This is a genomic window from Methylobacterium sp. J-077, assembly GCF_022829365.1.
Classification (GTDB): Bacteria; Pseudomonadota; Alphaproteobacteria; order Rhizobiales; family Beijerinckiaceae; genus Methylobacterium.
Window position 1 is genome coordinate 41,950 of record NZ_JAKSYJ010000258.1, and the last position, 22,022, is coordinate 63,971.

Sequence of the window (22,022 nt, forward strand, 5' to 3'; positions counted from 1 at the left end):
TCGAGGTCGACCGAGCCGTCAAGGCGAGACTCACGGCCTGGAACAGGGCGATCACGAACAGGGTCGCCAAGCTTCCCCCGACGGGGATCAGCGCCAACGCCCAAGGGTCGAAGCCTCGGACGAGCAAAAGTGTGACAAAGCTTCCGATCACGGATGCGATGATCATGCGAAAGATGCAGCATTCCGACGGTTGCATGATTCCTCCCGGTCGGCAGCTCCCTAACTTATAATTAAAATTTCGGCCAGAATTTGCAATCGTAAATAGTACGCAGCGCACGATGACGTCGCCATTCGGTCCGGCGAGCGTGTCCCTCGATCGATACCGGTTCGACCTCGCGGACACCTCATCTCGCGGACGCGGTGTGGCGGTCGATATGGCCAGTCGAACCCGATTGCCCGAAAACTTCAAGGGATCGCGCGCTTGAGAATGAACGGTCGCGAAGGTGCGTCAGCCGTTCCCGCGCTCCACCGGCTCGGCCTGATCCTGCGAGGGTACGTAGGCGCACCACGCGCAGATGCCCCGTTCAGCACCACGGCTGGCATTGCGCTGCGAGCAGAGCGGGCAGACGAGCAGGATCAGCCGGCCGCCGGAGCGGAGCGCGAGCCCGCGCCCCCGGAATGTGACCTCCGTCGCCTCGTCACCGGTCCGTCGATCGCGCATCCTGTCGCTCATCGAGCGCCTGCGATGCCGTGCTTCATCCCGGCTGCGGACGTGGTCCCGCCATTTGATTCGCCCAGCATCGCGACGCTCCTCCCAAGCTTGTCCAGGAATACAAGCTCCGGGCCATCGAATGGCTCCGCTTGACCTGTAACTTGGCAGGAACCTTGGCCTGTGAGCCGACGGGATGCGCCGGAGCCGAATCGTCCTTATTGAAGCGGCTACGTGCAGTGCGGAAGCGGTCGGGGATAAAATGACGGAGCCAGCAGAGACGATAAGCATGAACGCTGTGCCGACCTACGCGGATGTCGCCCGGGCGGCGGAGCGCATCGCCAGAATCGCTCATCGCACGCCGATTCTGACCTCGCGCACCGCGGATGCACAGACCGGCGCAAACCTGTTCTTCAAGGCCGAGAATCTGCAGCGGGGCGGGGCCTTCAAATTCCGCGGGGCCTACAACGCGATCAGCGCCCTGCCGGAGGCGGTGCGCGCCCGCGGGGTGCTGTCGTTCTCCTCGGGCAACCACGCCCAGGCAATCGCCCTGGCGAGCCGTCTGCTCGGCATCCCGGCGACGATCATCATGCCAAAGGATGCACCGGCGGCGAAGATCGCCGCGACTCGGGGCTACGGTGCCGAGGTCGTGCTGTACGACCGCTACACTCAGGATCGCGAGGCGCTCGGGCGCGAGATCGCCGAGCCCCGGGGCATGACGGTGATCCCGCCGTTCAACCATCGCGACGTGATCGCTGGGCAGGGGACACTGGCGCAGGAGCTGATCGAGGAGACCGGGCCGCTGGACGTGCTGGTGGCCTGCCTGGGCGGCGGCGGCCAGCTCGCGGGCTGCGCGCTCTCCGCGGCCACGCTGTCGCCGGGCTGCCGGGTGATCGGCGTCGAGCCGGAGGCCGGCAATGACGGGCAGCAATCGTTCCGTGCGGGCAGGATCGTCACGATCCCAGTCCCGCGCACCATCGCGGACGGGGCGCAATCGACGGCACTCGGCGACCTCACCTTCGCGATCATCCAGCGCGAGGTCGCCGACATCGTCACCGTCTCCGACGCGCAGCTCATCGAGACCATGCGGTTCTTCGCCCAGCGGATGAAGCTTCTGGTCGAGCCGACCGGCTGCCTCGCAGCAGCCGCCGTGCTGCACGGGCTCGTCGATGTGAGGGGCAAGCGCGTCGGCGTGGTGATCAGCGGCGGCAACGTCGATCTCGCGACCTTCGCGCATCTGGTCGGTCGATCAAGCTGACGCGCCGAATGCCGCGGCCCTGTGGCCCGGCCGGAGTGGACCGGGCGGGGACGGATGCTTATCTTGTGCTTGTCAGAATACGCGCTCCCGGGCCTTGAACCCGGATGGGCGGGAGGGTGACGATGTTTTCAGACTTCAAGGTTCTTTCGCTGACCGATCGTGCGGCCGAGCGGATCAAGGCGATCATGGCGGATGCCGACCGGCCGATCGCGGGCCTGCGGGTCGGCGTCCGGAACGGCGGCTGCGCCGGCATGTCCTACACGATGGAATATGCCGAGGCGGCCAAGCCCGGCGAGGACGTGGTCGAGGATCGCGGCGTCCGGGTGTTCGTCGATCCCAAGGCGGTGCTGTTCCTGCTCGGCACCGAGATGGACTTCACCACCACCAAGCTCGCCTCGCAGTTCGTGTTCAACAACCCGAACCAGACCTCGGCCTGCGGCTGTGGCGAGTCGGTTGCGATCACCCCGGTCTCCGAGGACCGGATCCCGGCACGGGTCTGAAGCATCATCCCGAAAGGCGGTTTGCGGCTTTCGGGGTGATGCGACATCGAAATCCTCGGGCTCGCCTCAGGCGACTTGGGAGAGCGACTCGGCCGCGTCGTCCACGACGCGGTTGCGGCCTGCGCGCTTGGCCGCGAACATGCACAAATCCGCCCGCTCCAAGAGCGAGGCCGGGCTGTCGCTGGCGTGCAGCACCGCGATGCCGAGCGAGACCGTGACCTTGCCGAGCGATTCACCGGTCGATCGCTTCACGAGTTCCCGGCCCATCACGCTGGCCCGGACCGTCTCGGCCACCTGCCGCGCCAGGGCACGGTCGGCCCTCGGCAGCAGGATCCCGAATTCCTCGCCGCCGAATCGGGCGAGTTGCGCCTGCTTGCCGGCATTCTCACGCATGACGATCGCGACGAGCCGCAGCACCTGATCACCCGTCAGATGACCGTAGAGGTCGTTGAAGCGCTTGAAGAAGTCGATGTCGAGGACGATCAGGCTCATCGGGGCGGCCCCGGCGCGGGCAGCCTCAACGGAGGCTTTCAGCATCTCCTCGAAATGCTTGCGGTTCGCCAATCCGGTCAGCGCGTCGGTCAGGCTCTCGAGCCGGCTCGCCTCCAATTTCTCGCGCAGGGTCTCGATCTCGCTTCGGGTCTCGCGCATCCGCGCTTCGAGAACCCGGTTGTTCACCGCGACCTCGCGGGTGGTGGAGACCAGAGTCGAGACGATCTCGCCGAGCCGCGCCCGGGTCGGCATGCCTTCCTGCGCCAAGTCTTGGGCCAGCCCACGCAGGGCCTCGCCGTATTGCGCAGTCGAGCCCAGGGACAGGTCCAAAATCTCGGTCACCGCGGCGATCTCGTCCAGCACCCCGAGGCTGACATCACCCGCCGCGCTCGTGAGCTGCCGGCCGTCGAGATAGGCCTCGTGTAGATCGTCGATATCGGATTCCGTGAGGCAGCCGTTCTGCGTGGTCAAGCGCTTGACCGAGTCGCCGAGCAGGGGCAATTCGCCGGACACATAGGCGTACCAGACCGCGTAGGCACGCGGCGTCGCCGACGGCCCGTAATCGTGAATCAGGTCATGGGCGCGCTTGGCCAGCGCCAAGCTGCGATCGCGATCCGAAGAGTGCTCGTGGCTCATCCGCATCCCGCCGTCCGGGGCCGCCGGTGGATTGAGAAACTACGGCCCGAATCTCAGTCTAAAGCAGGTTGGTAGCTGGAAAGTTAAGCCAAGACCGATATGCGTTACTTATCTTTCTTTGCCAAGACTGGTCGAAGTAAGAAGGCCGGAACGTGCGAGCCAAGTCCGATCGGCGTATCGCCGTCGGCGTCGACGCGGCGGCCGCGTTCATCACGCTCCCTGTCCTCGCGCACCGGCTCGGAGCGCGGGGCGGGACGGCTCTCGCTGCGCTGGCTACCGGAGCCGCCGCGCGACCGCTGACGGCCCCCGGCTTCGCCAGCGCCGCGGCTGTTGGATCTGGCCTCGGCCCGAACCTCGGGCTTTGCCTCGGACACCTTGGCCTCGGACGACCGGCCTTCCGGCGACCTGCCCTCGGGCGCGCGCTTCTCAGCGGAGCGCCCGTCGGAGCGCCCCTCGGACCTGCCCGAGCGCCGCCCGCCGCGGCCCTCGCCCGACCGGCCGCGATGGCGCGTGCCAGTATCGGCGGACGAATCGTCGGCGACCGTGGTCAGGTCGCCGTCCAGCCAGGGGATCGGCTGCCCGATCAGCGCCTCGATGGCGCTCAGCGAGCGATCGTCACCGGGGGCGACCAGCGTGTAGGCCGCGCCGCTGCGGCCGGCCCGGCCGGTGCGGCCGATCCGGTGGACGTAATCCTCCGGGTGATGCGGGATGTCGAAGTTGAAGACGTGGCTGACCGCCGGGATGTCGAGGCCGCGGGCCGCCACGTCGCTGGCGACCAAGAGTGCGGTCTCGCCGGCGCGGAACGCGTCGAGCGCGGTGGTGCGGGCCCGCTGATCCATGTCGCCGTGCAGCGCCGCGGCGTCGAAGCCGTGGCTGACCAGCGATTTCTGCAGCAGCGCGACGTCGCGCTTGCGGTTGCAGAAGATGATGCCGTTGTTCAATTCGGCCTCGCCGCGGATCAGACTGCGCAGGCGCTCGCGCTTGGCATGGCCCTCGGACCCGACCGCGACCAGCCGCTGCGTAATGGTCGAGGCCGTGGACGCCGGCCGCGCCACCTCGATCCGCTGCGGGTTGTGCAGGAACATGTCGGCCAGCCGCTCGATCTCCGGCGGCATGGTCGCCGAGAAGAACAGGGTCTGCCGGGTGAACGGGACCATCTTCACGATCCGCTCGATGTCGGGGATGAACCCCATATCGAGCATGCGGTCGGCCTCATCGATGACCAAGAGCTCGACCCCGGTAAGCAGCAGCTTGCCGCGCTCGAAATGGTCGAGGAGTCGGCCCGGCGTCGCGATCAGCACGTCGGTGCCGCGGGTGAGCTTGGCATCCTGGTCGGCGAAGGACACGCCGCCGATGATCAGCGCGACGTTGAGCTTGTGGTTGGTGCCGTAGCGGTCGAAATTCTCGACCACCTGCGCCGCCAGCTCGCGGGTCGGCTCCAGGATCAGCGTGCGCGGCATCCGGGCCCGGGCGCGACCGTTCTCCAGCAACGTCAGCATCGGCAGCGTGAACGCCGCGGTCTTGCCGGTGCCGGTCTGGGCGATGCCCAGGACGTCCCGGCGTGCCAGCACGTGGGGGATGGCCTGGGCCTGGATCGGCGTCGGCTCGGTGTAACCCGCCGTCTGGACGGCGTTCAGGACTTTCTCGCTCAGTCCCAGGTCGGAAAAAGGCATCTGCGTTCAGGAACCGTTGCGCGCCCGGCCGGCGCGGTGGACACCGTCGCGGCAACGGCTCGGGATGGCTCTGATAGGGCGCACGAACGCTCCCGTGGCCGCGGGGCGCATGTGGCAGTCAGTTAGGGGCTTGGCGCAGCTTGTCAATCTCGCAATGCGCGCATCCGGGCTCCACGCACAGCCGATCAGGGCTGGCGGCGGTCCACGGCGGGCAACAGGCAGGGATCGAGGCGGGTCGCCCGGGCGGCGACGTCGGCGGGCGTGATCGAGCCGGTTGTCTCCGGATCGACTGGGAGTACCCGCCCGCCCAGGGCGAGCTGGGCCAGCTCCGGGTCGATCCGGCTCAGCCGGGCGAGCTGATGGGTGGCCAGGATGGCGAGCAGCCCGACGAAAGCCGAGATGCGCAACGCCCAGGCCAAAGATCCAGCGGGCCGATCCGGCGCTCCCGCGCCGGGGCTCGACGCGAACCCGGCTTCCGTCTCGGCGGTGGGCCGGCGGGTCCCGAATGATCTTGTCGGCCGTTCGCCGGGCGCGAGCATGGACGATCCTCTCTGCCAGGCCGCGACACCGGCAACGGGCTATGCCGGCAGGCTTAAGGGAACAGGGTTAATCGGCGGCTTACGCAAGACCGGCGACCGACGCACCAAGCGTGCCGAAATAAAACGCCGCCACCGAAACCCGATCGCAAGACTCTCATCAATGCGCGCCCAGAAACGGCTAGACCCTGCAGCCGATCTGCCCTTCGATCCCGGCTAGTCTTCAGATTTTGTTAGAGTTCAGATGCAGCTTCCGATGCTCGGTCGCATGGTGATGACGGGAATGTGTGCACGTAACCTTCATCTTTCGTTGACGAGATCGGGCTAGTCTCGGCAAGCTTGTTGCAGGAAAGCAACAGACCCGCAGACAGAGAGCGCCTAGAAGGCAGCCGGCTTAAGCCAATCCCAGGACCCAAGAGATTATGAAAAAAGTTCTCCTTGCATCGACCGTCCTCGCCGGCATGACCGTCGCCGCTTCCGCGGCCGACCTGCCGCGTCGCGCTGCGCCGCCGCCGGTGTTCACGCCTGTGCCGGTGTTCACCTGGACCGGTTTCTATGTCGGCGTGAACGCCGGCTACGGCTTCGATGCCAGCAGCCGCAACACCACCAACTACGCCTTGCCGACGGGCTCGGTGATCAATTCAGCGAACACGAACGCCATCGTCAGCGTCAACAACCGCAACAACAACGACGGCTTCACCGGCGGCGCGCAGATCGGCTACAACTACCAGTTCACGCCGGGCTCCGGCTTCGTGGTCGGCATCGAGGCTGACGCCCAGTACGTCGACTTCGCCCGCCGCGCCAACGCCACCCAGAACTACGGCCTCGTCGGCGCTCCGGGTACCGCGTTCTCGAACCCGCGCGCCTTCGTCGCCACCAGCGGCAACGGCCTCGACTACTTCGGCACCGTGCGCGGCCGCCTCGGCTACGCCTTCGACCGGACCCTCGTGTATGCCACCGGCGGTTACGCCTACGGCTCGGGCCAGGACGACCAGAACTTCGCTGGCAACCGCTTCCGCGACAGCTTCCGCTCCGGCTACGCCGTCGGCGGCGGTCTCGAGTACGCCCTGCCCACCGATTCGTTCCTGAACTTCTTCAAGTCCTCGGCCGTGACGCTGAAGGTCGAAGGCCTGTACGTGAACCTCGACCGCCAGAAGAACACCGCCGGTGGCGTGTACTACGGCAACATCTTGGCCCCGAACGGCACCGCCTACCTCAACGGCGCTGCCGCCAACACCGAGTTCGCCGTCGTCCGCGCCGGCCTGAACTACAAGTTCGGCTCGTACTAGGATCGAACCTCGGCGCCGGCCCAGCCGGCACTGTCGAGACGAGGGGCCCGGCCGTAAGGTCGGGTCTCTTGTCGTTTCCGGGCCTCCCGGTGCGACAGAGACGACAGGAACGGCCGTTTCAACGCGGAATTATGACCGCAGCGCCGCGCTTGCCCGGACGCTCGGGAGCGATCTCTCATGCGAAACGCCTTCTTTTTCCTGCCGTTTGCCGTCATCGCCCTGGCCGGGTCCCCGGCCGGAGCCCAGGATTCCAGCGTGATCGGCAACAAGACCGTGCTGCCCGGCACCGGGCCCGGCACGTCGACCGGGGGCGAGGGCGGCGGCAGGCTGATGACAGCGGGAAGCGCCGAGGCTGCAGCCAAGCGGCAGGGGCTCAAGCCGGCCTCCTTCATGGCCTCCAAGATGATCGGCGTAGTGGTGCGCAATCCGGCCGGCGACGATGTCGGCAAGATCGACGACCTGCTGATCGCCGACGGCGGTGCTCTCAAGGCGGTGGTGCTGGATGTCGGCGGCGTCCTGGGTCTCGGCAGCAAGCGCATCGCCGTAGAGCCCGACGCCCTCGTGCTGCGGCCGGGTGGCGATCGATTCTCCGCCGTGCTCAACATGAGCAAGGACACGATCGCGGCCGCCCAGCCCTTCGATCCGGCCAAGGCGTTGGCGGATTGATTTCACCAGCGCCGGTCCTGGACTGGCTAGGCGGTTTGACGGGCCACAGCCCGCCCCCCATTAGAGAAAAGGCCTATGACATCGTAAGTTGTCATAGGCCTGCTTGCTTGCGATGGATCTGACGAGAGGCAAGGCGCCCTATCAGATATCCAGATCGACCCCGTCGGCGAAGGCGGCGCGCTCGCTGATGAAGGCAAAACGGGCTTCCGGTTTGTTGCCCATCAGGCGCTCCACCGTGTCGCCGGTGGATTCCCTGGCCTCGTCGAGGATCGCGACCCGGAGCAGCGTGCGCTTCTTCGGGTCCATGGTGGTCTCCTTGAGCTGGGCCGGCATCATCTCGCCCAGGCCCTTGAAGCGCCCGATCTCGACCTTGCCGCCCTTGAACACCGTCTTGGTGATCCGCTCCCGATCGGCGTCGTCCCTTGCATAGGCCACCTTCGAGCCCTGCTGCAGCCGGTAGAGCGGCGGGATCGCCAGGTAGAGATGGCCGCGGTCGATCAGCTTCGGCATCTGCCGGTAGAAGAACGTGATCAGCAGCGAGGCGATGTGGGCGCCGTCGACGTCGGCGTCCGTCATGATGATCACCTTGTCGTAGCGCAGATCCGCCTCGCGGAAGGCCGCGCCGGTGCCGCAGCCGAGCGCCAGGGTCAGGTCCGAGATCAGCTGGTTGGCGCCGAGCTTGTCCCGGGAGGCCGAGGCGACGTTGAGGATCTTGCCGCGCAGGGGCAGGATCGCCTGGGTGGTCCGGTCGCGGGCCTGCTTGGCCGAGCCGCCGGCGGAATCGCCCTCGACGATGAAGATCTCGGAGCCGGCGGTGCCGGCGGCCGAGCAATCGGCCAGCTTGCCAGGCAGGCGCAGCTTGCGGGTCGCGCTCTTGCGGGCGACCTCCTTCTCCTGGCGCCGGCGCAGCCGCTCCTCGGCCCGGTCGATCACCCAGTCGAGCAGCTTGTTGGCCTGGGCCGGAGAGGCGGCCAGCCAATGGTCGAAGGCGTCGCGCACCGCCGTCTCGACGATGCGTTGGGCTTCCACGGTGGCGAGCTTGTCCTTGGTCTGGCCCTGGAACTCGGGCTCGCGGATGAACACCGACATCATCGACGCGCAGGTCGCCATGACGTCGTCGGTGGTCACCGCATTCATGCGCTTGGCCTGGTTCACACGCTCGGCGTGCTCGCGCAGGCCCCGCAGCAGCGCGACCCGCAGGCCGGCCTCGTGGGTGCCGCCCTCCGGCGTCGGGATGGTGTTGCAGTAGGAATGCGAGAAGCCATCCTCGGCGACCATCCAGGCCACCGCCCATTCGAGCGAGCCGTGCGAGCCGGGCTTGGTCACCTTGCCGGTGAACATCGCCTCGGTGACCAGTTCCTTGCCCTCGATATCCCGGGCCAGGTAATCGCGCAGACCGTCCGGGAACCGGTGCACCGCCTCGGCCGGCACGCCTTCCAGGCCCTCGAGCAGGGCGGGGGCGCAGCGCCACCGGATCTCGACGCCGCCAAACAGGTAGGCTTTGGAGCGCGCCATCTTGAACAGGCGGCGCGGGTCGAACTTCAGCGAGCCGAAAATCTGAGCATCGGGGTGGAACCGCACCCGGGTGCCGCGCCGGTTCTGCACCCGGCCGACCAGCTCCAGCGCCCCCTGCGCATGACCGCGCGAAAACGTCTGGCGATAGAGGGTCTGGTTGCGGGCGACCTCGACCTCCAAGAGGTCGGACAGGGCGTTGACCACCGAGATGCCGACGCCGTGCAGGCCGCCGGAGGTCTCGTAGACCTTCGAGTCGAACTTCCCGCCGGCATGCAGCGTCGTCATGATGACTTCGAGCGCCGACTTGCCGGGGAATTTTGGGTGCGGGTCCACCGGGATGCCGCGGCCGTTGTCGGTGACCACGAGGGCGCCGGTCTCCTCCAGCTCGACCTCGATGAAGCTCGCGTGGCCGGCCACCGCCTCGTCCATGGAATTGTCGATCACCTCGGCGAAGAGGTGGTGCAGGGCCCGCTCGTCGGTGCCGCCGATATACATGCCGGGTCGGCGCCGGACCGGCTCCAAGCCTTCCAGCACCTCGATGTCGGAGGCGGTGTAGCCGGCCTCGGGCTCGGCCGCCGCGATGGTCGAGACCGAGGCTGATTCCGCAAGCCGCCGTCGCGGCTCCGCCGGACGCGGGGCAGGGGGCTTCGCACCGGGCCCGAACAGGTCGCGCGCCGGATCGCTCACGCGTGGCCTCCGTGAACGCGGCGCATCGGCCGGCTCGGTGTTGGGCAGACGGGCGTCGGCCGGACCGGCCTGGGAGCGTGCAGCATGCGCCTTCATCCCCGCATCATAGCGGAACAAAACAGAAACATCCAGAGCGTTCGGTGCGTCGCCGAACCGCCCCACCATCGCATGCTGCGCCGCCGCGAGCGAGGGGCGCGGACGGCGCCGGCCGGTTCGGCGCGGCGGGCGCCGTCATCACGACGTTGCACAATCGTGGGTTAACGCATTCTCAGCAGTCGCCCGAACCGGAACCGCGCGACCCCAGCCGCGTTACGTCCGGAACGAGCTTGACCGTGGTCAGGGAGCCGCCGTCGATGAGCAACGCCGCGATCGAGGCCCGCCGCCTCACCCTGATCCGCTTCGAGCATGCTGCCGGCACCGCCTTCGGGTGCGACGAGGAAGCGGTCACGGCACCGCAATCCCGTTTGCTCGTGGCCTCAGCGACCGTCGCGATTGCGACCTTCGCCACCGCCCTGGCGGCGACGATCAGCTACCTGGTCTGATCCCGCCGCCGCGAGCGACCGGTCTCAACCGGCGCCCGACTTCTTCGCAGGCGCCTTCTTGGCCGTAGCGCGCTTGGCCGCCGGCTTCTTGGCAGCGCTCTTCTTCGCCGCCGGCTTGTCGCCGGCCGAAGCCCGGGCCGGACTCTTGCGCGCCGAGCCGCGCTTGGCCGGCTTGCCGCCGCCCGAGGCCCGCTTGGCGTTCACCAGCGCGATCGCCTCGTCGAGGGTCAGCGCCTCGGAATTCATCGTCTTCGGCAGCGTGGCATTGATCTCGCCGTCGGTGACGTAGGGGCCGTACTTGCCGGCCTTGACCACCAAGTCGCGCCCGCTGGTCTCGTCCTTGCCGAGCGGCCGGCCCGGATCGGCGGCCGGACGGCCGCGGCCGCCGCCCTGCTCCTTGGCGACGATCAAGTCGATGGCGCGGTTGGCGCCGATCTCCAGCACGTCGTCGTCCTTGCCGAGATTGGCGTACATCTTCCCGTGCTGCACGTAGGGACCGAACCGGCCGAGATTGGCCAGGATCGGCTCGCCGGTCTCGGGGTGGCGCGCCACCTCGCGCGGCAGCGACAGCAGGGCGAGCGCCTTCTCCAGGCCGACCTCGGAGGGCGACAGGCCCTTCGGCAGGGACGAGCGCTTCGGCTTCGCCCCGTCCTTCTCGGTGGAGGCCTCGCCCAGCTGCACGAACGGCCCGAACCGCCCGTCGCGGATCGTCACCGGCATGCCGGTCACCGGGTCGTTGCCCAGCACCCGGACGCCCGGCTGGCCGCCTTCCCCCGAGGAGCCGTCCCCGTCGCCGTCGACCCCCGAGGCCGAGAGCTGGCGGGTGTACTTGCACTCCGGGTAGTTCGAGCAGCCGATGAAGGCGCCGAACTTGCCGAGCTTGAGCGAGAGCTGGCCGGTGCCACAGACCGTGCAGGTGCGCGGGTTCGAGCCGTCGCCCTTGTCGGGGAAGATGTGCGGGCCGAGCAGGCCGTTGAGCGCCTCCAGCACGTCGGTGACGCGCAGTTCCTTGGTCTCGCCGATCGCCGCGGAAAAGTCTTTCCAGAAATCGCGCAGCACCGCCCGCCAGTCGATCTCGGCGTTGGACACGCGGTCGAGCTGGCCTTCGAGATCGGCGGTGAAATCGTACTCGACGTAGCGACGGAAGAAGCTTTCGAGGAAGCCGGTGACGAGCCGCCCCTTGTCCTCCGGCTGCAGCCGCTTCTTTTCGATTTTTACGTACTCACGATCCCGAAGGGTCTGGAGAACGGCCGCGTAGGTCGAGGGCCGGCCGATGCCGAGCTCCTCCATACGCTTGACCAGGCTCGCCTCGGAATAGCGCGGCGGCGGCTCGGTGAAATGCTGGGTCGCGGTGATGCGCTCGCGGGTGAGCGGGTCGCCGGCCTTCATGGGCGGCAAGCGCTTGCTCTCCTCGTCCTCCTCGTCGTCCTTGCCCTCCTGGTAGAGCGCCAGGAATCCGTCGAACTTCACGACCTGGCCGGTGGCGCGCAGGTCGATCCGGCGCGGGCCGACATTGGCCGTGACGTCCACGGTTGTGCGCTCCAGCTCGGCCGATTCCATCTGGCTCGCCATGGTGCGGGTCCAGATCAGGTCGTAGAGCTTGGCCTGCTCCGGCTCGAGATGGCGGGCCACCATCTTGGGCAGGCGGCTCATGTCGGTCGGGCGCACGGCTTCGTGAGCCTCCTGCGCGTTCTTGGCCTTGACGCTGTACTTGCGCGGCACGTCTGGCACGTAGCGCTCGCCGAACTCCTTGCCGATCACCTTGCGGGTGTCCTGGATCGCCTCCGGCGCCATGTCGACGCCGTCGGTCCGCATGTAGGTGATGATGCCGACCGTCTCGCCGCCGACATCGACCCCCTCGTAGAGCCGCTGCGCGACCCGCATGGTCTGCGCCGGCGCCATCCCGAGTTTTCGCGATGCCTCCTGCTGGAGGGTCGAGGTGGTGAAGGGCGGCTGCGGGTGGCGCTTGGCCGGCTTCGCCTCGACGCTCGCCACCTGGAAGGTCGCGAGTTCGAGGTCGCGCTTGAACGCCGCCGCCGCGTCGCCGGTACCGACATCGAGGCGCTGGATCCGCTTGCCGTCTGCCCCGACCAGGCGGGCTTCGAAGGTCGCGCCGTCCGTGGTGGTCAGCGTCGCGACGATCGACCAGTACTCGCGCGGCTTGAAGCTCTCGATCTCCATCTCGCGCTCGACCACGAGCCGCAAAGCCACCGACTGCACGCGGCCGGCCGAGCGGGCGCCGGGCAGCTTGCGCCACAAAACCGGCGAGAGGTTGAAGCCGACGAGGTAATCCAGCGCCCGGCGCGCCAAGTAGGCGTCGACCAGGGCTTGGTCGATCTCGCGCGGCTTGCGCATCGCCGCCTCGACCGAGGCCTTGGTGATGGCGTTGAACGTCACGCGCTCGACCGGGATGCCCTTGAGCGCCTTGCGGGCGTTCAGCGCCTCCAGGACGTGCCAGGAAATCGCCTCGCCCTCGCGATCCGGGTCGGTCGCCAGGATCAGCTTGTCCGCGCCCTTGCAGGCCTTGGCGATCTCGCTGACCCGGCTGGCGCCCCGGTCCGCGAGTTCCCAGACCATGTGGAAATCCTGCTCGGGATCGACCGAGCCGTCCTTTGCCGGCAGGTCGCGGATATGCCCGAAGGAGGCGATCACCTCATAATCGCGGCCGAGATACTTATTGATCGTCTTGGCTTTGGCCGGCGACTCGACGACGACGACTTTCATTCAGACCTCTGCCCCTCGACGGAGCCTGGGCGCGACGGACGAATTCTGTTCGAAATTCGCGTGGGACGAGTGCCCGCCGTCGGGCCGGGGCCGCGCGCCGGGGACAAGTGGGTTACGAGGGGCGGGTTGTCAAATGGCGGGCGGTCACCGTCGATCCGGCCAAACGCGGCAGGACCTTGGCCGAGCGGGCAACTTTGGGCGCGGTCACCGACGGTTGTCTGAATTACCCCGCGCCGTCATTGCGAGCGCAGCGAAGCAACCCAGCGTCGTGCGATCCCCGAACCTGGCGCGTCCCTAGGTTGCTTCGCTGCGCTCGCAATGACGGTGGCGCATCGTCCGACCGGCTCAGATCCCCGCGTACCACTCGTAGCCGCGATCCTCCCAGTAGCCGCCGGCGCCCTGGCCGAAGCCCGCCAGCGAGTCCACCAGCTCGACCCGCATCACGTATTTGGCCTGCTTGTAGCCGAGCTGGCGCTCCACCCGCAGGCGCAGGGGCGCGCCGTTCGAGACCGGCAGCGGCTTGCCGTTGAGGTCGTAGGCCAGGATCGTCTGCGGGTTGAAGGCATCGAACAGGTCGATGCTCTCATAGTAGCGGATCGGCGTGCGCTTATCCTCGGGCGCCTCCGGCTCCGGCGCGCCCTGGCCCCAATCGTCCTTGGGCGCGTCGGTCGCGGTCGGTGCGCCGCCGCCCCAATCCTCGGCGGCGGCGAGCTGGATAGCGCCGTCACGGACATGGCTCGGATGCTCGGGGCGCCACAGGGAGGCACCGTCGCCGCCTTCGAGGCCGCCGCCGGCATATTCCAGCGTGTCGGCGCAGTGGAACACCGCGTAGCGCGCCTGCGGCTTCAGCCCGGCCCGGTTCAGCAACTCGGCCAGCGGCACGCCGGACCACTGCCCGATGCAGCTCCAGCCCTCGACGCAATCGTGGCGGGTGATTTGGGTGCGCGACGGCAGCCCGCGCAGATCCGCCAGGCTGAGCGACAGCGGCTTCTGCACCAGGCCGTCGATCGTGAGCTTGAAATCCGAAAACTTTTTCGCCGCCAGGGCGCGGAATTTCCGGTCCGGCGGGTCGATGGTGCCGTTCGGCTTGAACCAGGGTGAGATCATCGCGGCCGGGAATTCCCGGGCCAGGGTGGCGGGGGACATGAGCAGGCGCTGGACGTACAGGTTGGCGTCCTCGCCGACCTTGAGGGTCCGGCGCCCGGTCTCCGTCCCGCTGAAACGGTCGCAGCCGCCGAGCAGGGCGGTCCCGGCGAGGCCGGCGCCGGCGGTGAGCAGCTTGCGGCGGTGGAGGATCATCGCGCGGTCTCCTTCTCGGGACGGCCGAGGCTGAACCAGCCGGTGAGCATGCCGCGCATGTTGTTGACGAAGCCGGAGACCAGCACCAGCACCACGTGGACGACCACGAACAGCACCAGCAGCCAAGCGGCGATGAAATGGATGCTGCGCGCCGATTGCCGGCCGCCGAACAGCTCCGTCAGCCAGGGCCAGGCCGCGTCGACCCCGGGGGACATGGCGAGCCCGGCCAGAACCATCGCGGGCAGCAGTCCCAGCACCACCACCAGGTATGTGAGCTTCTGGATCACATTGTAGCGCTTGGCTTCCTCACCCTCGGGGAAGCGCAGCAGCAGGTGCTCTTTCACGGAGCCGCCGAAGTCGCTGATCTGGTCGCCGTCCGGGATCAGCCGGCGGCGGAGCTGGCCGCTGAACAGCCCGTACAGGAGATAGAGGGCGCCGTTCAGCACCAGGAACCACGCGAACAGGAAATGCCAACGCCGTCCCGTCGCAAGGTCCTGGTCCGCCGGGAGGGTCACCCAAGCCGGGAAGGCTCGATCCACGGCGGTGCCGCCCTCCCGGGACAGGCCCAGCACCCCGGTGGTCTCGAAGCTGTGCGAGCCGATCGTCACGATGCCGCGATTCGTGCCGTCGCGTCCCTGCTCGCTGGTGATCGCCAGGGCGGGATTATCGAAGGTCGAGGCCGCCCCCCAGTATAAAGCCGGGTGGGCGTTGAAGATCTGCAAGCCGCTCATCAGCAGGACCAGCAGCACCGCGGCGTTGATCCAGTGCGCCGCCCGGATCACCGCGGGATGGCGGTAGAACCAGCGGCGCCCCGAGGCGTCGACGGTCTCGGGGGCTTCGCGCGCGGGGGTCGCGTCCAGGCTTTCGGTACTCAAGCGTGCGTCTCGCGAGGATCGTGGCGGTGCGGATGCCGCTGATACGTGGCGCAGATGCGCAAGTTACCAACCGATGAAAAAAGGCCGCAGGCATAGGCCATGAAAAACGCCGCAGGCGCTTGCCCGCCTTGCCGGGGCGGCGAGCCGGACCTACACCCCCGTCTCATCATGACGAGTCCCGCGCCTCCGGCCTTCCCGCACCGGCACCTCCTCGGCATCGAGGGGCTGACCCGGCCCGACATCGAGGTGCTGCTCGACGCGGCCGAGGCCGCCGTCGACATCTCCCGGCAGGTCGAGAAGAAGCGCACGACGCTCCGCGGCCGCACCCAGATCAACCTCTTCTTCGAGCCCTCGACCCGGACGCAATCCTCCTTCGAGCTGGCCGGCAAGCGGCTCGGCGCCGACGTGATGAACATGTCGGTGGCCTCGTCCTCGGTGAAGAAGGGCGAGACCCTGATCGACACCGCCGCGACGCTCAACGCGATGCGGCCGGACATCATCGTGGTGCGCCACGAATCGGCCGGCGCCGTGCACCTCCTGGCCCGCAAGGTCGATTGCGCCGTGGTCAATGCCGGCGACGGCGCCCACGAGCATCCGACCCAGGCCTTGCTCGACGCGCTGACGATCCGCCGCAACAAGGGTCGGATCGAGGGTCTTCAGGTCGCGATCTGCGGCGACGTCCTGCATTCGCGGGTGGCGCGCTCGAACATCATCCTGCTGCAGGCCATGGGCGCGCGGGTGCGCCTGATCGCGCCCTCGACGCTTCTGCCCGCCGGCATCGCCCGCTTCGGCGTCGAGACCTTCACGGACATGCGCAAGGGCCTGGACGGCTGCGACATCGTCATGATGCTGCGCCTCCAGCGCGAGCGCATGAACGGCTCGTTCGTGCCCTCCGTGAAGGAGTATTTTCGGTATTTCGGCCTCGATGCCGAGAAGCTGGCGCTGGCCAAGCCCGACGCCCTGGTGATGCATCCGGGCCCGATGAACCGCGGCGTCGAGATCTCCTCCGAGATCGCCGACGGCGCGCAGTCGCTGATCCGCGAGCAGGTCGAGATGGGGGTAGCGGTGCGCATGGCGGTGCTGGAAGCGCTGGCCCGGCACCTGCCGAACGGCTGAACACGACCCTCGAATCAGTTTTAGGTCGGACAAAGCCGCTCCGCCTTCACCTGCGCTGCTTGCCCGCGGGGCGGCCGTAGCGCAGTTTCCTGCCGAATACGGCCTCGGCCGACCCCTCAAGGCCGACCTCACATGCAGATCGCTTCATGACCGCCTACACGCTCGCCGACCTCGCCAAGCTCGTCGCGAGCCGCGCCGGGACCGACCCGGAAACCTCCTACACGGCCAAGCTCCTGGCCAAAGGCCCCGCCGAGGCGGCCAAGAAACTCGGCGAGGAGGCCGTGGAGGCGGCCATCGCGGCGGTGCAGGGCGACAAGACCGGCCTCCGGAACGAGGCCGCGGACGTGCTCTACCACCTCCTGGTCCTGCTCCGGGCCGGGGGCGTCGAGCTCGACGCCGTGATGGCGGAGCTGGAGCGCCGCACCGCCCAGAGCGGGATCGCCGAAAAGGCCGCGAGGCGCCCCGCGTGAACGCGGCCGCGCTGCCGGGCTCGGTCGAGGCGATCCTCGACGCATCGGATCGGCTCTCGCCCTATCGCCGCTTCCGCCGCGAGGAATGGGCGCAGCTGCGCGCCGACACGCCCCTGACGCTGAAGGCCGAGGATATCGAGCGGCTGCAATCGATCAACGACCCGATCTCGGTCGAGGAGGTGGTGGCGATCTACCTGCCGCTGTCGCGGCTGCTCTCGCTCTACGTCGCGGCGACGCAGGGCCTGTTCAAGGCGACGCAGCGCTTCCTGCTGGCCGAGCGCGAGACCAAGGCTCCCTACATCATCGGGCTGGCCGGCTCGGTGGCGGTGGGCAAGTCGACCACCGCCCGGATCCTGGCCGCCTTGCTGGCGCGCTGGCCCAACACCCCGAAGGTCGATCTCGTCACCACCGACGGCTTCCTGCTGCCCAATGCCGAATTGGCCGAGCACGGCTTGATGGAGCGTAAGGGCTTTCCCGAGAGCTACGACACCGCCGCGCTGCTGCGCTTCCTCCACGACGTGAAGGCGGGCCACAAGCGGGTGACCGCGCCGCTCTACTCGCACCTCGTCTACGACCGGGTGCCCGGGGAGGAGCGGGTGGTGGAGAGCCCCGACATCCTGATCGTCGAGGGCCTGAACGTGCTCCAGCCCGCCCGCCTGCCGCGGGACGGCACCGCGATCCCGTTCGTCTCCGACTTCTTCGATTTCTCGATCTATCTCGACGGCCACGAGGACGACCTGCACCGCTGGTACGTCACCCGTTTCATGCGCCTGCGCCAGACCGCCTTCCGCGACCCGCGGTCCTACTTCCGGAAATACGCCGAGGTGCCCGAGCGCGAGGCCCTGGACATCGCCGACCGGCTCTGGACGACGATCAACCTGCCGAACCTGCGCGAGAATATTTTACCCACCCGCCAGCGGGCGAGCCTGATCCTCACCAAGGGCGCGAGCCACCGGATCGAGAGCGTGGCTTTGCGGCGGTTGTGACCAGTTCCGAAGGCGCAGCAATCTAAGTGTGTGGTCTCGGGATGAGGTAGTTTGGGTCGATCCTGAACCGATCTGGGTCTTCGGTTCAGGCCTGACAGATGGTCTGGAACGGGGTCTTCCAGCGGAGCGCCTTGAGGTGCTTAGCGAAGTGTTCTTCGGCGGGTCGGCGAACGCCATGCCGGTGTCAGTCAGCACCGCGTAAATCTTGTAGGGAAAAGCTGCCACAACCTTCTTGAGGAAGGCTGATCCTTCCATCGTGCCCGCGGGTCGTGGAGCTGGACGACTATAGACTTCGAGACACGATCGATCGCCTGGGCCTTGATCAGTTCGCCTGCGGCACGGCCTAACTCGAACCTGTCGATAGGCACGATGCCGATCTCGTCGGTCTTGAAGTGCTTGCGTGTCTCCGCCGTCCCGGCTGCCGGAAGGCGAGAAATGCCGTCCCGCCGTAGGCACCGATGCTAGGCGGGGCGGCTCAAATTCAGGATCGTGTCGCGCTGGTAGCCCAGGACATCGTCGAGCGACAGCAGCGTCCGGTGCCGGACCTCGATCACGCGCGTTTCATCGGTTGACGTCGGCACCGTAAACTTGGGCGATTTCGGGCCCATTGGCGCGTCGGTCGTCAGCGCCTGACCAAGCCATTTGGCGACCGTCTTCGGGTTCACGCCCTAAGCGGCGGGTAGGGGGTGGCGACTGTCTTTCGGCCCTTCGCGCACGCATCGAATACGCGGCGTCATGCGAGCACTGCCGTGAAGGACGCTTGCCACCGGCCATCTTCCTCCCGAGGCGTCAGGGACGAGATGCACCATCACGCACCGGGACTGCATACCGAACCTTGCCACCGTGCAGCATCGCACCATCCGACCTTTATCTTCGCGGTCGTCTGATCACACGCTAGCTATCTCGATTTTTTCTTTTTCGTGCCAATTTAATTTGTAAAATATTATCGAATCAACAAAATACGAGCCCAAGATATAGACATTAAATCTGAACTATTTTTTAAAAACAACATTGCTGTTATCAAAATATGCCACAAAGAAGCCATAAAATCGTAAAATTGTGATATAGTTGAAATAAAACGAGGGTAAAACTGTGTGCCTCGAGATGTTTTATACAGAAATATAAACTGGATAGCTGTCGTTTGTAAGAGTTTATTCTGAGTTGGCGATCAAATCCGCTCAAATATTCATTGATGCGACGCAACCGAATCATCCCGCAACTGCGAGCCAGAGGCCTCAATGCGATATGCGATCCTCGTCACTCTCAGCCTTCTGGCTATCGCGCAGATCGACTGCCGCGTCAGGTTGCACCCTTTCGAAGCCGAAGAGTCCGGTGCGCCAGGCAGCCGGATACTCGGCACAACGGATTGAAGTCGTATCGGAGATGACATTTTCCAAAATCTTCAGCGGGATTCTCTCGCCTCTCGACCAGATGCGTCGTGCTCAAATCGCCGGCCTACCCTGGCTTTGGCTCACGCTCGGGGCTGGAAGCCTCGCCTGCCTTGCCTACAGCATCAACTCTGCCAAGCTGAGCGCCGCCGTGATTCTCGCGACGGCCGCCGCCTCTGCGCTATCGAGCATTGGCGGCTTCGCATTCTCGGCCATTTGTGGCGCTATTCTGTTTCACCTGAACCGCGACGCCGTAGAGGTGGTGCAGATCATGATCACCTGCAGCATCGCTAATCAGGCGGCGATGGTTTGGGATCTGCGACATCAAGTGAATTGGAAGAATCTGGCCGTTTTCTTGACCGGCGGCGCCCTAGGACTCCCGCTCGGTGTATCGATGCTCCTCTACGCGGACCGACATTTGTTTACGATCGGCATTGGCGTCTTCCTTATCATATATGGCAGTTTCATGCTGATGCGCCCCGCCTCTATCTGCCCTTATCAGCATCCAGCTTATGACGTGATCACAGGCTTCCTTGGAGGTATAACAGGCGGATCTATCGGCTTTCCCGGCGCTTCGGTCACCATCTGGTGCAATTTCAAGGAATGGAACAAGAACGAGCAGCGCGCTCTTTTCCAACCCTTCATCCTGATCCTGCAGGTCGCCGCCTTGTTCTCGATCGCCGCCGCCCGTGGGTTCGGCGGTGGTCCCGCATTCGACTTCGCAGCACTGCTCTGCGTTCCAGGATCCTGGTTAGGCACAGCGTTCGGCCTGCTGCTTTATAAGCGGCTTTCGGATTTCCATTTTGCGAAGGCCATCAACATCCTGCTTGTCGTTTCAGGCTTGAGCCTCGTCCTATGAGTTTTTGCGAAGCCCGAGGGACGCTCGTTAAAAGGCTTTCTTCCTATGAAACAAATCCCTCCCCGGGACTCAGGATTTGCTGATATAATGAGACGCGCTTGGTCTATTATAACTCTCACCCACTTGAGAATTGGAATTAAACTTGGCGTCGTAGCTGGCATCATTATCGTCATGATTGCATTCTTAGCAGCGCTCAGTCTCTCGGAAATTCGACGCTCTGCGCTCGCTGATCGGGCAGAGATGACTACCAACCTGTCTCGAGCTGCGTTGAGCGTCGTGGCTCATTACGAGAGCTTCGCCAGATCCGGGAGGATGCCGATGGAGCAGGCTAAACAGGCCGCTCTCCTAGCGGTCACCGCCATGCGCTACGGCAACAATGATTATTTTTGGGTTGAAAGCCTGGACGGCATCCTTCTTGCCAATGACTATAATAAAAATTCGATTGGCAAATATGTTGCAGATGAGATCGATGTTCCTGGCGGAAAGCTCTACTTCGCTGAACAAATTTCCAAAGCTCGTTTACACGGTTCAGGGCTCGTACATTATCGCAAGCCGCGCCCGGGCAAGGCGGACCCTGTCGAGAAGATTGCCAGCGTCCAACTTTTCGAGCCCTGGGGCTGGGTGATCGCAACCGGACTGTATCTTGATGATGTCGAAGAAACGGTTCTGGCGCGCGGAGTCGTGATCGCCCTCTGGTCTGCCGGAGTCGTTCTGCCGATCTTAGCCCTTCTGTCGGTGGTCGGACTCGGCATTTCAAGTCCGGTAATCCAGATCACATCGGTGATTGGACGATTGGCAGACGGTGACGTCGACATCACGGTGCCTTACCGCAACCGCGGTGACGAGATCGGCGCGATCGCGGCTGCTGTGCAGGTGTTTAAGGATAACCTGATCCACACCCGGCACCTGGAGGAGGAAAAATCCGTTGCCCGGGTCGCAGCGGAAGTACAGCGCACCGTCGGCATGTCTCTGATTGCTGACAAGTTCGAATCGACGGTGGGCGGTATCATCGGCCGCTTGACGGGCGTTGCGACCGAATTACAGGCCACCGCTGAATGTATGGCCGGCACTGCCGGCGAGACAGCCGATCAATCGTTGGGCGCAACAACGGCTGCTGAGAAAGCAGCGGTGAATGTGGGAATCGTGGCCGTCGCCGCGGACCAACTCCGCACGTCAGTTCTGGAGATCAGACGTCAAGTCGACACTTCGGCAGAACTCGCCCAGACGACAGTCTTCGAGGCAGACCGGACGGGAATGCTTGTGAACGAATTGAGCGGAGCCGTATCACGGATCGGAAATGTGGCTGGCCTGATCGCGAGCATCGCTCGACAAACGAACCTCCTGGCCCTGAACGCGACCATCGAGGCGGCCAGGGCCCGCGAGGTCGGCCGCAGCTTTGCCGTGGTCGCCGGTGAGGTCAAGGAACTCGCTGGTAAGACCGCCGAGGCAACGGACCAAATCGAGGACCAAGTGGCGCATATTGAGATGTCGACAAGTCAGGCTGTTTCCGCGATCAGCGAGATTATCAAGAGGATCCAACATATGAACAACGTCACGAAATCGATTGCCGTGACGGTGGCGGAACAAGGTGTGGCAGCCCAGGAAATTGCGCTGAACGTCTCCGCGGCGGCGGCAGGAACGGGTGAAGTGGTGGGCAGTATCACACGCGTTGCAGAAACAGCGGAAGCGACCGGGACAGCAGCCCGTCAGGTCCTAGAGGAAGCCTCGGCGCTGTCAGATCAATCCGATCGTCTCACAATTGAGGTCAACCGCTTCCTGGCCACCGTCCGCGCAGCTTGATCGCTCGTGATGGGGCGAGCGACTGGGCGTAGTATCGAGGCGCCCGCCTCACCTACGTCCAT

At 65.9% G+C, this 22,022-nt stretch carries 19 protein-coding genes and 1 pseudogene; 11 read left to right on the forward strand and 9 right to left on the reverse strand.

The annotated features are described in order from the left end of the window. Positions 1 to 448: 448 nt before the first annotated feature. The gene (locus tag MKL11_RS32800; RefSeq protein WP_243951558.1) at positions 449 to 661 is read right to left on the reverse strand and encodes a hypothetical protein; all 213 of its coding nucleotides are present in this window, start codon (positions 659 to 661) and stop codon (positions 449 to 451) included. 277 nt (positions 662 to 938) lie between these two features. Between MKL11_RS32800 and MKL11_RS32805 the strand changes: the two genes are divergently transcribed. Both MKL11_RS32805 and MKL11_RS32810 read left to right on the forward strand, forming a co-directional pair. Beyond that, positions 939 to 1,907 carry a threo-3-hydroxy-L-aspartate ammonia-lyase gene (locus tag MKL11_RS32805; RefSeq protein ID WP_243951560.1) on the forward strand — a complete coding sequence of 323 codons (969 nt, stop codon included), beginning with the start codon at positions 939 to 941 and terminating at the stop codon, positions 1,905 to 1,907. Positions 1,908 to 2,029: 122 nt separating this feature from the next. Then, positions 2,030 to 2,407 (forward strand): HesB/IscA family protein, encoded by a 378-nt coding sequence (locus MKL11_RS32810; RefSeq protein WP_243951563.1) that lies wholly within the window; start codon positions 2,030 to 2,032, stop codon positions 2,405 to 2,407. Positions 2,408 to 2,473: 66 nt separating this feature from the next. Here the strand turns inward: MKL11_RS32810 and MKL11_RS32815 are convergent, their stop codons facing one another. The 3 genes from MKL11_RS32815 to MKL11_RS32825 form a co-directional block, all read right to left on the reverse strand. After that, positions 2,474 to 3,535: a sensor domain-containing diguanylate cyclase gene (locus MKL11_RS32815; RefSeq protein ID WP_243951565.1), complete on the reverse strand. Its 1,062-nt coding sequence runs from the start codon at positions 3,533 to 3,535 to the stop codon at positions 2,474 to 2,476. A gap of 104 nt (positions 3,536 to 3,639) precedes the next feature. Continuing rightward, positions 3,640 to 5,208, reverse strand: a complete 1,569-nt coding sequence (locus MKL11_RS32820; RefSeq protein WP_243951567.1) for a DEAD/DEAH box helicase — start codon at positions 5,206 to 5,208, stop codon at positions 3,640 to 3,642. A 185-nt stretch (positions 5,209 to 5,393) separates the two neighbouring features. Further along, the gene (locus MKL11_RS32825; RefSeq protein WP_243951569.1) at positions 5,394 to 5,615 is read right to left on the reverse strand and encodes a hypothetical protein; all 222 of its coding nucleotides are present in this window, start codon (positions 5,613 to 5,615) and stop codon (positions 5,394 to 5,396) included. Here MKL11_RS32825 and MKL11_RS32830 point away from each other — a divergent pair. From MKL11_RS32830 to MKL11_RS32840, 3 genes are all read left to right on the forward strand, one after another. Further along, on the forward strand, positions 5,608 to 5,964 hold the full coding sequence (locus MKL11_RS32830) for a hypothetical protein (protein WP_243951571.1): 357 nt from the start codon (positions 5,608 to 5,610) through the stop codon (positions 5,962 to 5,964). The genes MKL11_RS32825 and MKL11_RS32830 overlap by 8 nt on opposite strands. Before the next feature lie 202 nt (positions 5,965 to 6,166). Next, a complete protein-coding gene (locus MKL11_RS32835; protein ID WP_243951573.1) occupies positions 6,167 to 7,033 on the forward strand; it encodes an outer membrane protein in 867 nt (288 codons plus the stop codon). Positions 7,034 to 7,210: 177 nt separating this feature from the next. Continuing rightward, entirely contained in the window at positions 7,211 to 7,699 is a 489-nt protein-coding gene (locus tag MKL11_RS32840; protein ID WP_243951575.1) for a PRC-barrel domain-containing protein, read from the forward strand. A 141-nt stretch (positions 7,700 to 7,840) separates the two neighbouring features. Here MKL11_RS32840 and parE read toward each other — a convergent pair whose 3' ends face one another. Then, complete coding sequence (parE, locus tag MKL11_RS32845) at positions 7,841 to 9,901, reverse strand: DNA topoisomerase IV subunit B (RefSeq protein WP_243951577.1); 2,061 nt, start codon at positions 9,899 to 9,901, stop codon at positions 7,841 to 7,843. A gap of 353 nt (positions 9,902 to 10,254) precedes the next feature. Between parE and MKL11_RS32850 the strand changes: the two genes are divergently transcribed. Then, positions 10,255 to 10,443 (forward strand): hypothetical protein, encoded by a 189-nt coding sequence (locus MKL11_RS32850; protein WP_243951580.1) that lies wholly within the window; start codon positions 10,255 to 10,257, stop codon positions 10,441 to 10,443. A gap of 24 nt (positions 10,444 to 10,467) precedes the next feature. On the opposite strand, the gene topA is transcribed toward MKL11_RS32850, so the two are convergent. The 3 genes from topA to MKL11_RS32865 form a co-directional block, all read right to left on the reverse strand. Beyond that, the gene (gene topA / locus MKL11_RS32855; protein ID WP_243951582.1) at positions 10,468 to 13,167 is read right to left on the reverse strand and encodes a type I DNA topoisomerase; all 2,700 of its coding nucleotides are present in this window, start codon (positions 13,165 to 13,167) and stop codon (positions 10,468 to 10,470) included. Between the two features lie 345 nt (positions 13,168 to 13,512). Next, positions 13,513 to 14,466, reverse strand: a complete 954-nt coding sequence (locus MKL11_RS32860) for a molybdopterin-dependent oxidoreductase (protein ID WP_243951584.1) — start codon at positions 14,464 to 14,466, stop codon at positions 13,513 to 13,515. Continuing rightward, complete coding sequence (locus MKL11_RS32865) at positions 14,463 to 15,326, reverse strand: cytochrome b/b6 domain-containing protein (protein WP_243951625.1); 864 nt, start codon at positions 15,324 to 15,326, stop codon at positions 14,463 to 14,465. The genes MKL11_RS32860 and MKL11_RS32865 overlap by 4 nt, the downstream gene beginning before the upstream one ends. Before the next feature lie 183 nt (positions 15,327 to 15,509). Here MKL11_RS32865 and MKL11_RS32870 point away from each other — a divergent pair, with 183 nt between their 5' ends. From MKL11_RS32870 to coaA, 3 genes are all read left to right on the forward strand, one after another. Next, the gene (locus MKL11_RS32870; RefSeq protein WP_243951586.1) at positions 15,510 to 16,457 is read left to right on the forward strand and encodes an aspartate carbamoyltransferase catalytic subunit; all 948 of its coding nucleotides are present in this window, start codon (positions 15,510 to 15,512) and stop codon (positions 16,455 to 16,457) included. Positions 16,458 to 16,603: 146 nt separating this feature from the next. Then, entirely contained in the window at positions 16,604 to 16,927 is a 324-nt protein-coding gene (locus MKL11_RS32875; protein ID WP_243951588.1) for a phosphoribosyl-ATP diphosphatase, read from the forward strand. Further along, positions 16,924 to 17,913: a type I pantothenate kinase gene (gene coaA / locus MKL11_RS32880; RefSeq protein ID WP_243951590.1), complete on the forward strand. Its 990-nt coding sequence runs from the start codon at positions 16,924 to 16,926 to the stop codon at positions 17,911 to 17,913. Before MKL11_RS32875 ends, coaA begins: the two co-directional genes overlap by 4 nt. Positions 17,914 to 17,935: 22 nt before the next feature. On the opposite strand, the pseudogene MKL11_RS32885 reads toward coaA, so the two are convergent. Next, a pseudogene (locus MKL11_RS32885) lies at positions 17,936 to 18,680 on the reverse strand (hypothetical protein). A 565-nt stretch (positions 18,681 to 19,245) separates the two neighbouring features. Here MKL11_RS32885 and MKL11_RS32890 point away from each other — a divergent pair. Both MKL11_RS32890 and MKL11_RS32895 read left to right on the forward strand, forming a co-directional pair. After that, positions 19,246 to 20,160 (forward strand): sulfite exporter TauE/SafE family protein, encoded by a 915-nt coding sequence (locus tag MKL11_RS32890; RefSeq protein ID WP_243951592.1) that lies wholly within the window; start codon positions 19,246 to 19,248, stop codon positions 20,158 to 20,160. A 240-nt stretch (positions 20,161 to 20,400) separates the two neighbouring features. Beyond that, on the forward strand, positions 20,401 to 21,960 hold the full coding sequence (locus tag MKL11_RS32895) for a methyl-accepting chemotaxis protein (RefSeq protein WP_243951594.1): 1,560 nt from the start codon (positions 20,401 to 20,403) through the stop codon (positions 21,958 to 21,960). The last annotated feature ends 62 nt before the right edge of the window (positions 21,961 to 22,022 follow it).

What these genes read in the sequence shown, in the direction of transcription:
- MKL11_RS32830 (WP_243951571.1), top strand. Translation starts at nt 5,608, where the DNA reads ATGCGCAACGCCCAGGCCAAAGATCCAGCGGGCCGATCCGGCGCTCCC.
- MKL11_RS32820 (WP_243951567.1), bottom strand. Translation starts at nt 5,208, where the DNA reads ATGCCTTTTTCCGACCTGGGACTGAGCGAGAAAGTCCTGAACGCCGTC.
- MKL11_RS32875 (WP_243951588.1), top strand. Translation starts at nt 16,604, where the DNA reads ATGACCGCCTACACGCTCGCCGACCTCGCCAAGCTCGTCGCGAGCCGC.
- MKL11_RS32840 (WP_243951575.1), top strand. Translation starts at nt 7,211, where the DNA reads ATGCGAAACGCCTTCTTTTTCCTGCCGTTTGCCGTCATCGCCCTGGCC.
- MKL11_RS32835 (WP_243951573.1), top strand. Translation starts at nt 6,167, where the DNA reads ATGAAAAAAGTTCTCCTTGCATCGACCGTCCTCGCCGGCATGACCGTC.
- MKL11_RS32850 (WP_243951580.1), top strand. Translation starts at nt 10,255, where the DNA reads ATGAGCAACGCCGCGATCGAGGCCCGCCGCCTCACCCTGATCCGCTTC.
- MKL11_RS32815 (WP_243951565.1), bottom strand. Translation starts at nt 3,535, where the DNA reads ATGAGCCACGAGCACTCTTCGGATCGCGATCGCAGCTTGGCGCTGGCC.
- MKL11_RS32810 (WP_243951563.1), top strand. Translation starts at nt 2,030, where the DNA reads ATGTTTTCAGACTTCAAGGTTCTTTCGCTGACCGATCGTGCGGCCGAG.
- topA (WP_243951582.1), bottom strand. Translation starts at nt 13,167, where the DNA reads ATGAAAGTCGTCGTCGTCGAGTCGCCGGCCAAAGCCAAGACGATCAAT.
- MKL11_RS32860 (WP_243951584.1), bottom strand. Translation starts at nt 14,466, where the DNA reads ATGATCCTCCACCGCCGCAAGCTGCTCACCGCCGGCGCCGGCCTCGCC.
- MKL11_RS32800 (WP_243951558.1), bottom strand. Translation starts at nt 661, where the DNA reads ATGCGCGATCGACGGACCGGTGACGAGGCGACGGAGGTCACATTCCGG.
- MKL11_RS32895 (WP_243951594.1), top strand. Translation starts at nt 20,401, where the DNA reads ATGACTACCAACCTGTCTCGAGCTGCGTTGAGCGTCGTGGCTCATTAC.
- MKL11_RS32870 (WP_243951586.1), top strand. Translation starts at nt 15,510, where the DNA reads ATGACGAGTCCCGCGCCTCCGGCCTTCCCGCACCGGCACCTCCTCGGC.
- MKL11_RS32805 (WP_243951560.1), top strand. Translation starts at nt 939, where the DNA reads ATGAACGCTGTGCCGACCTACGCGGATGTCGCCCGGGCGGCGGAGCGC.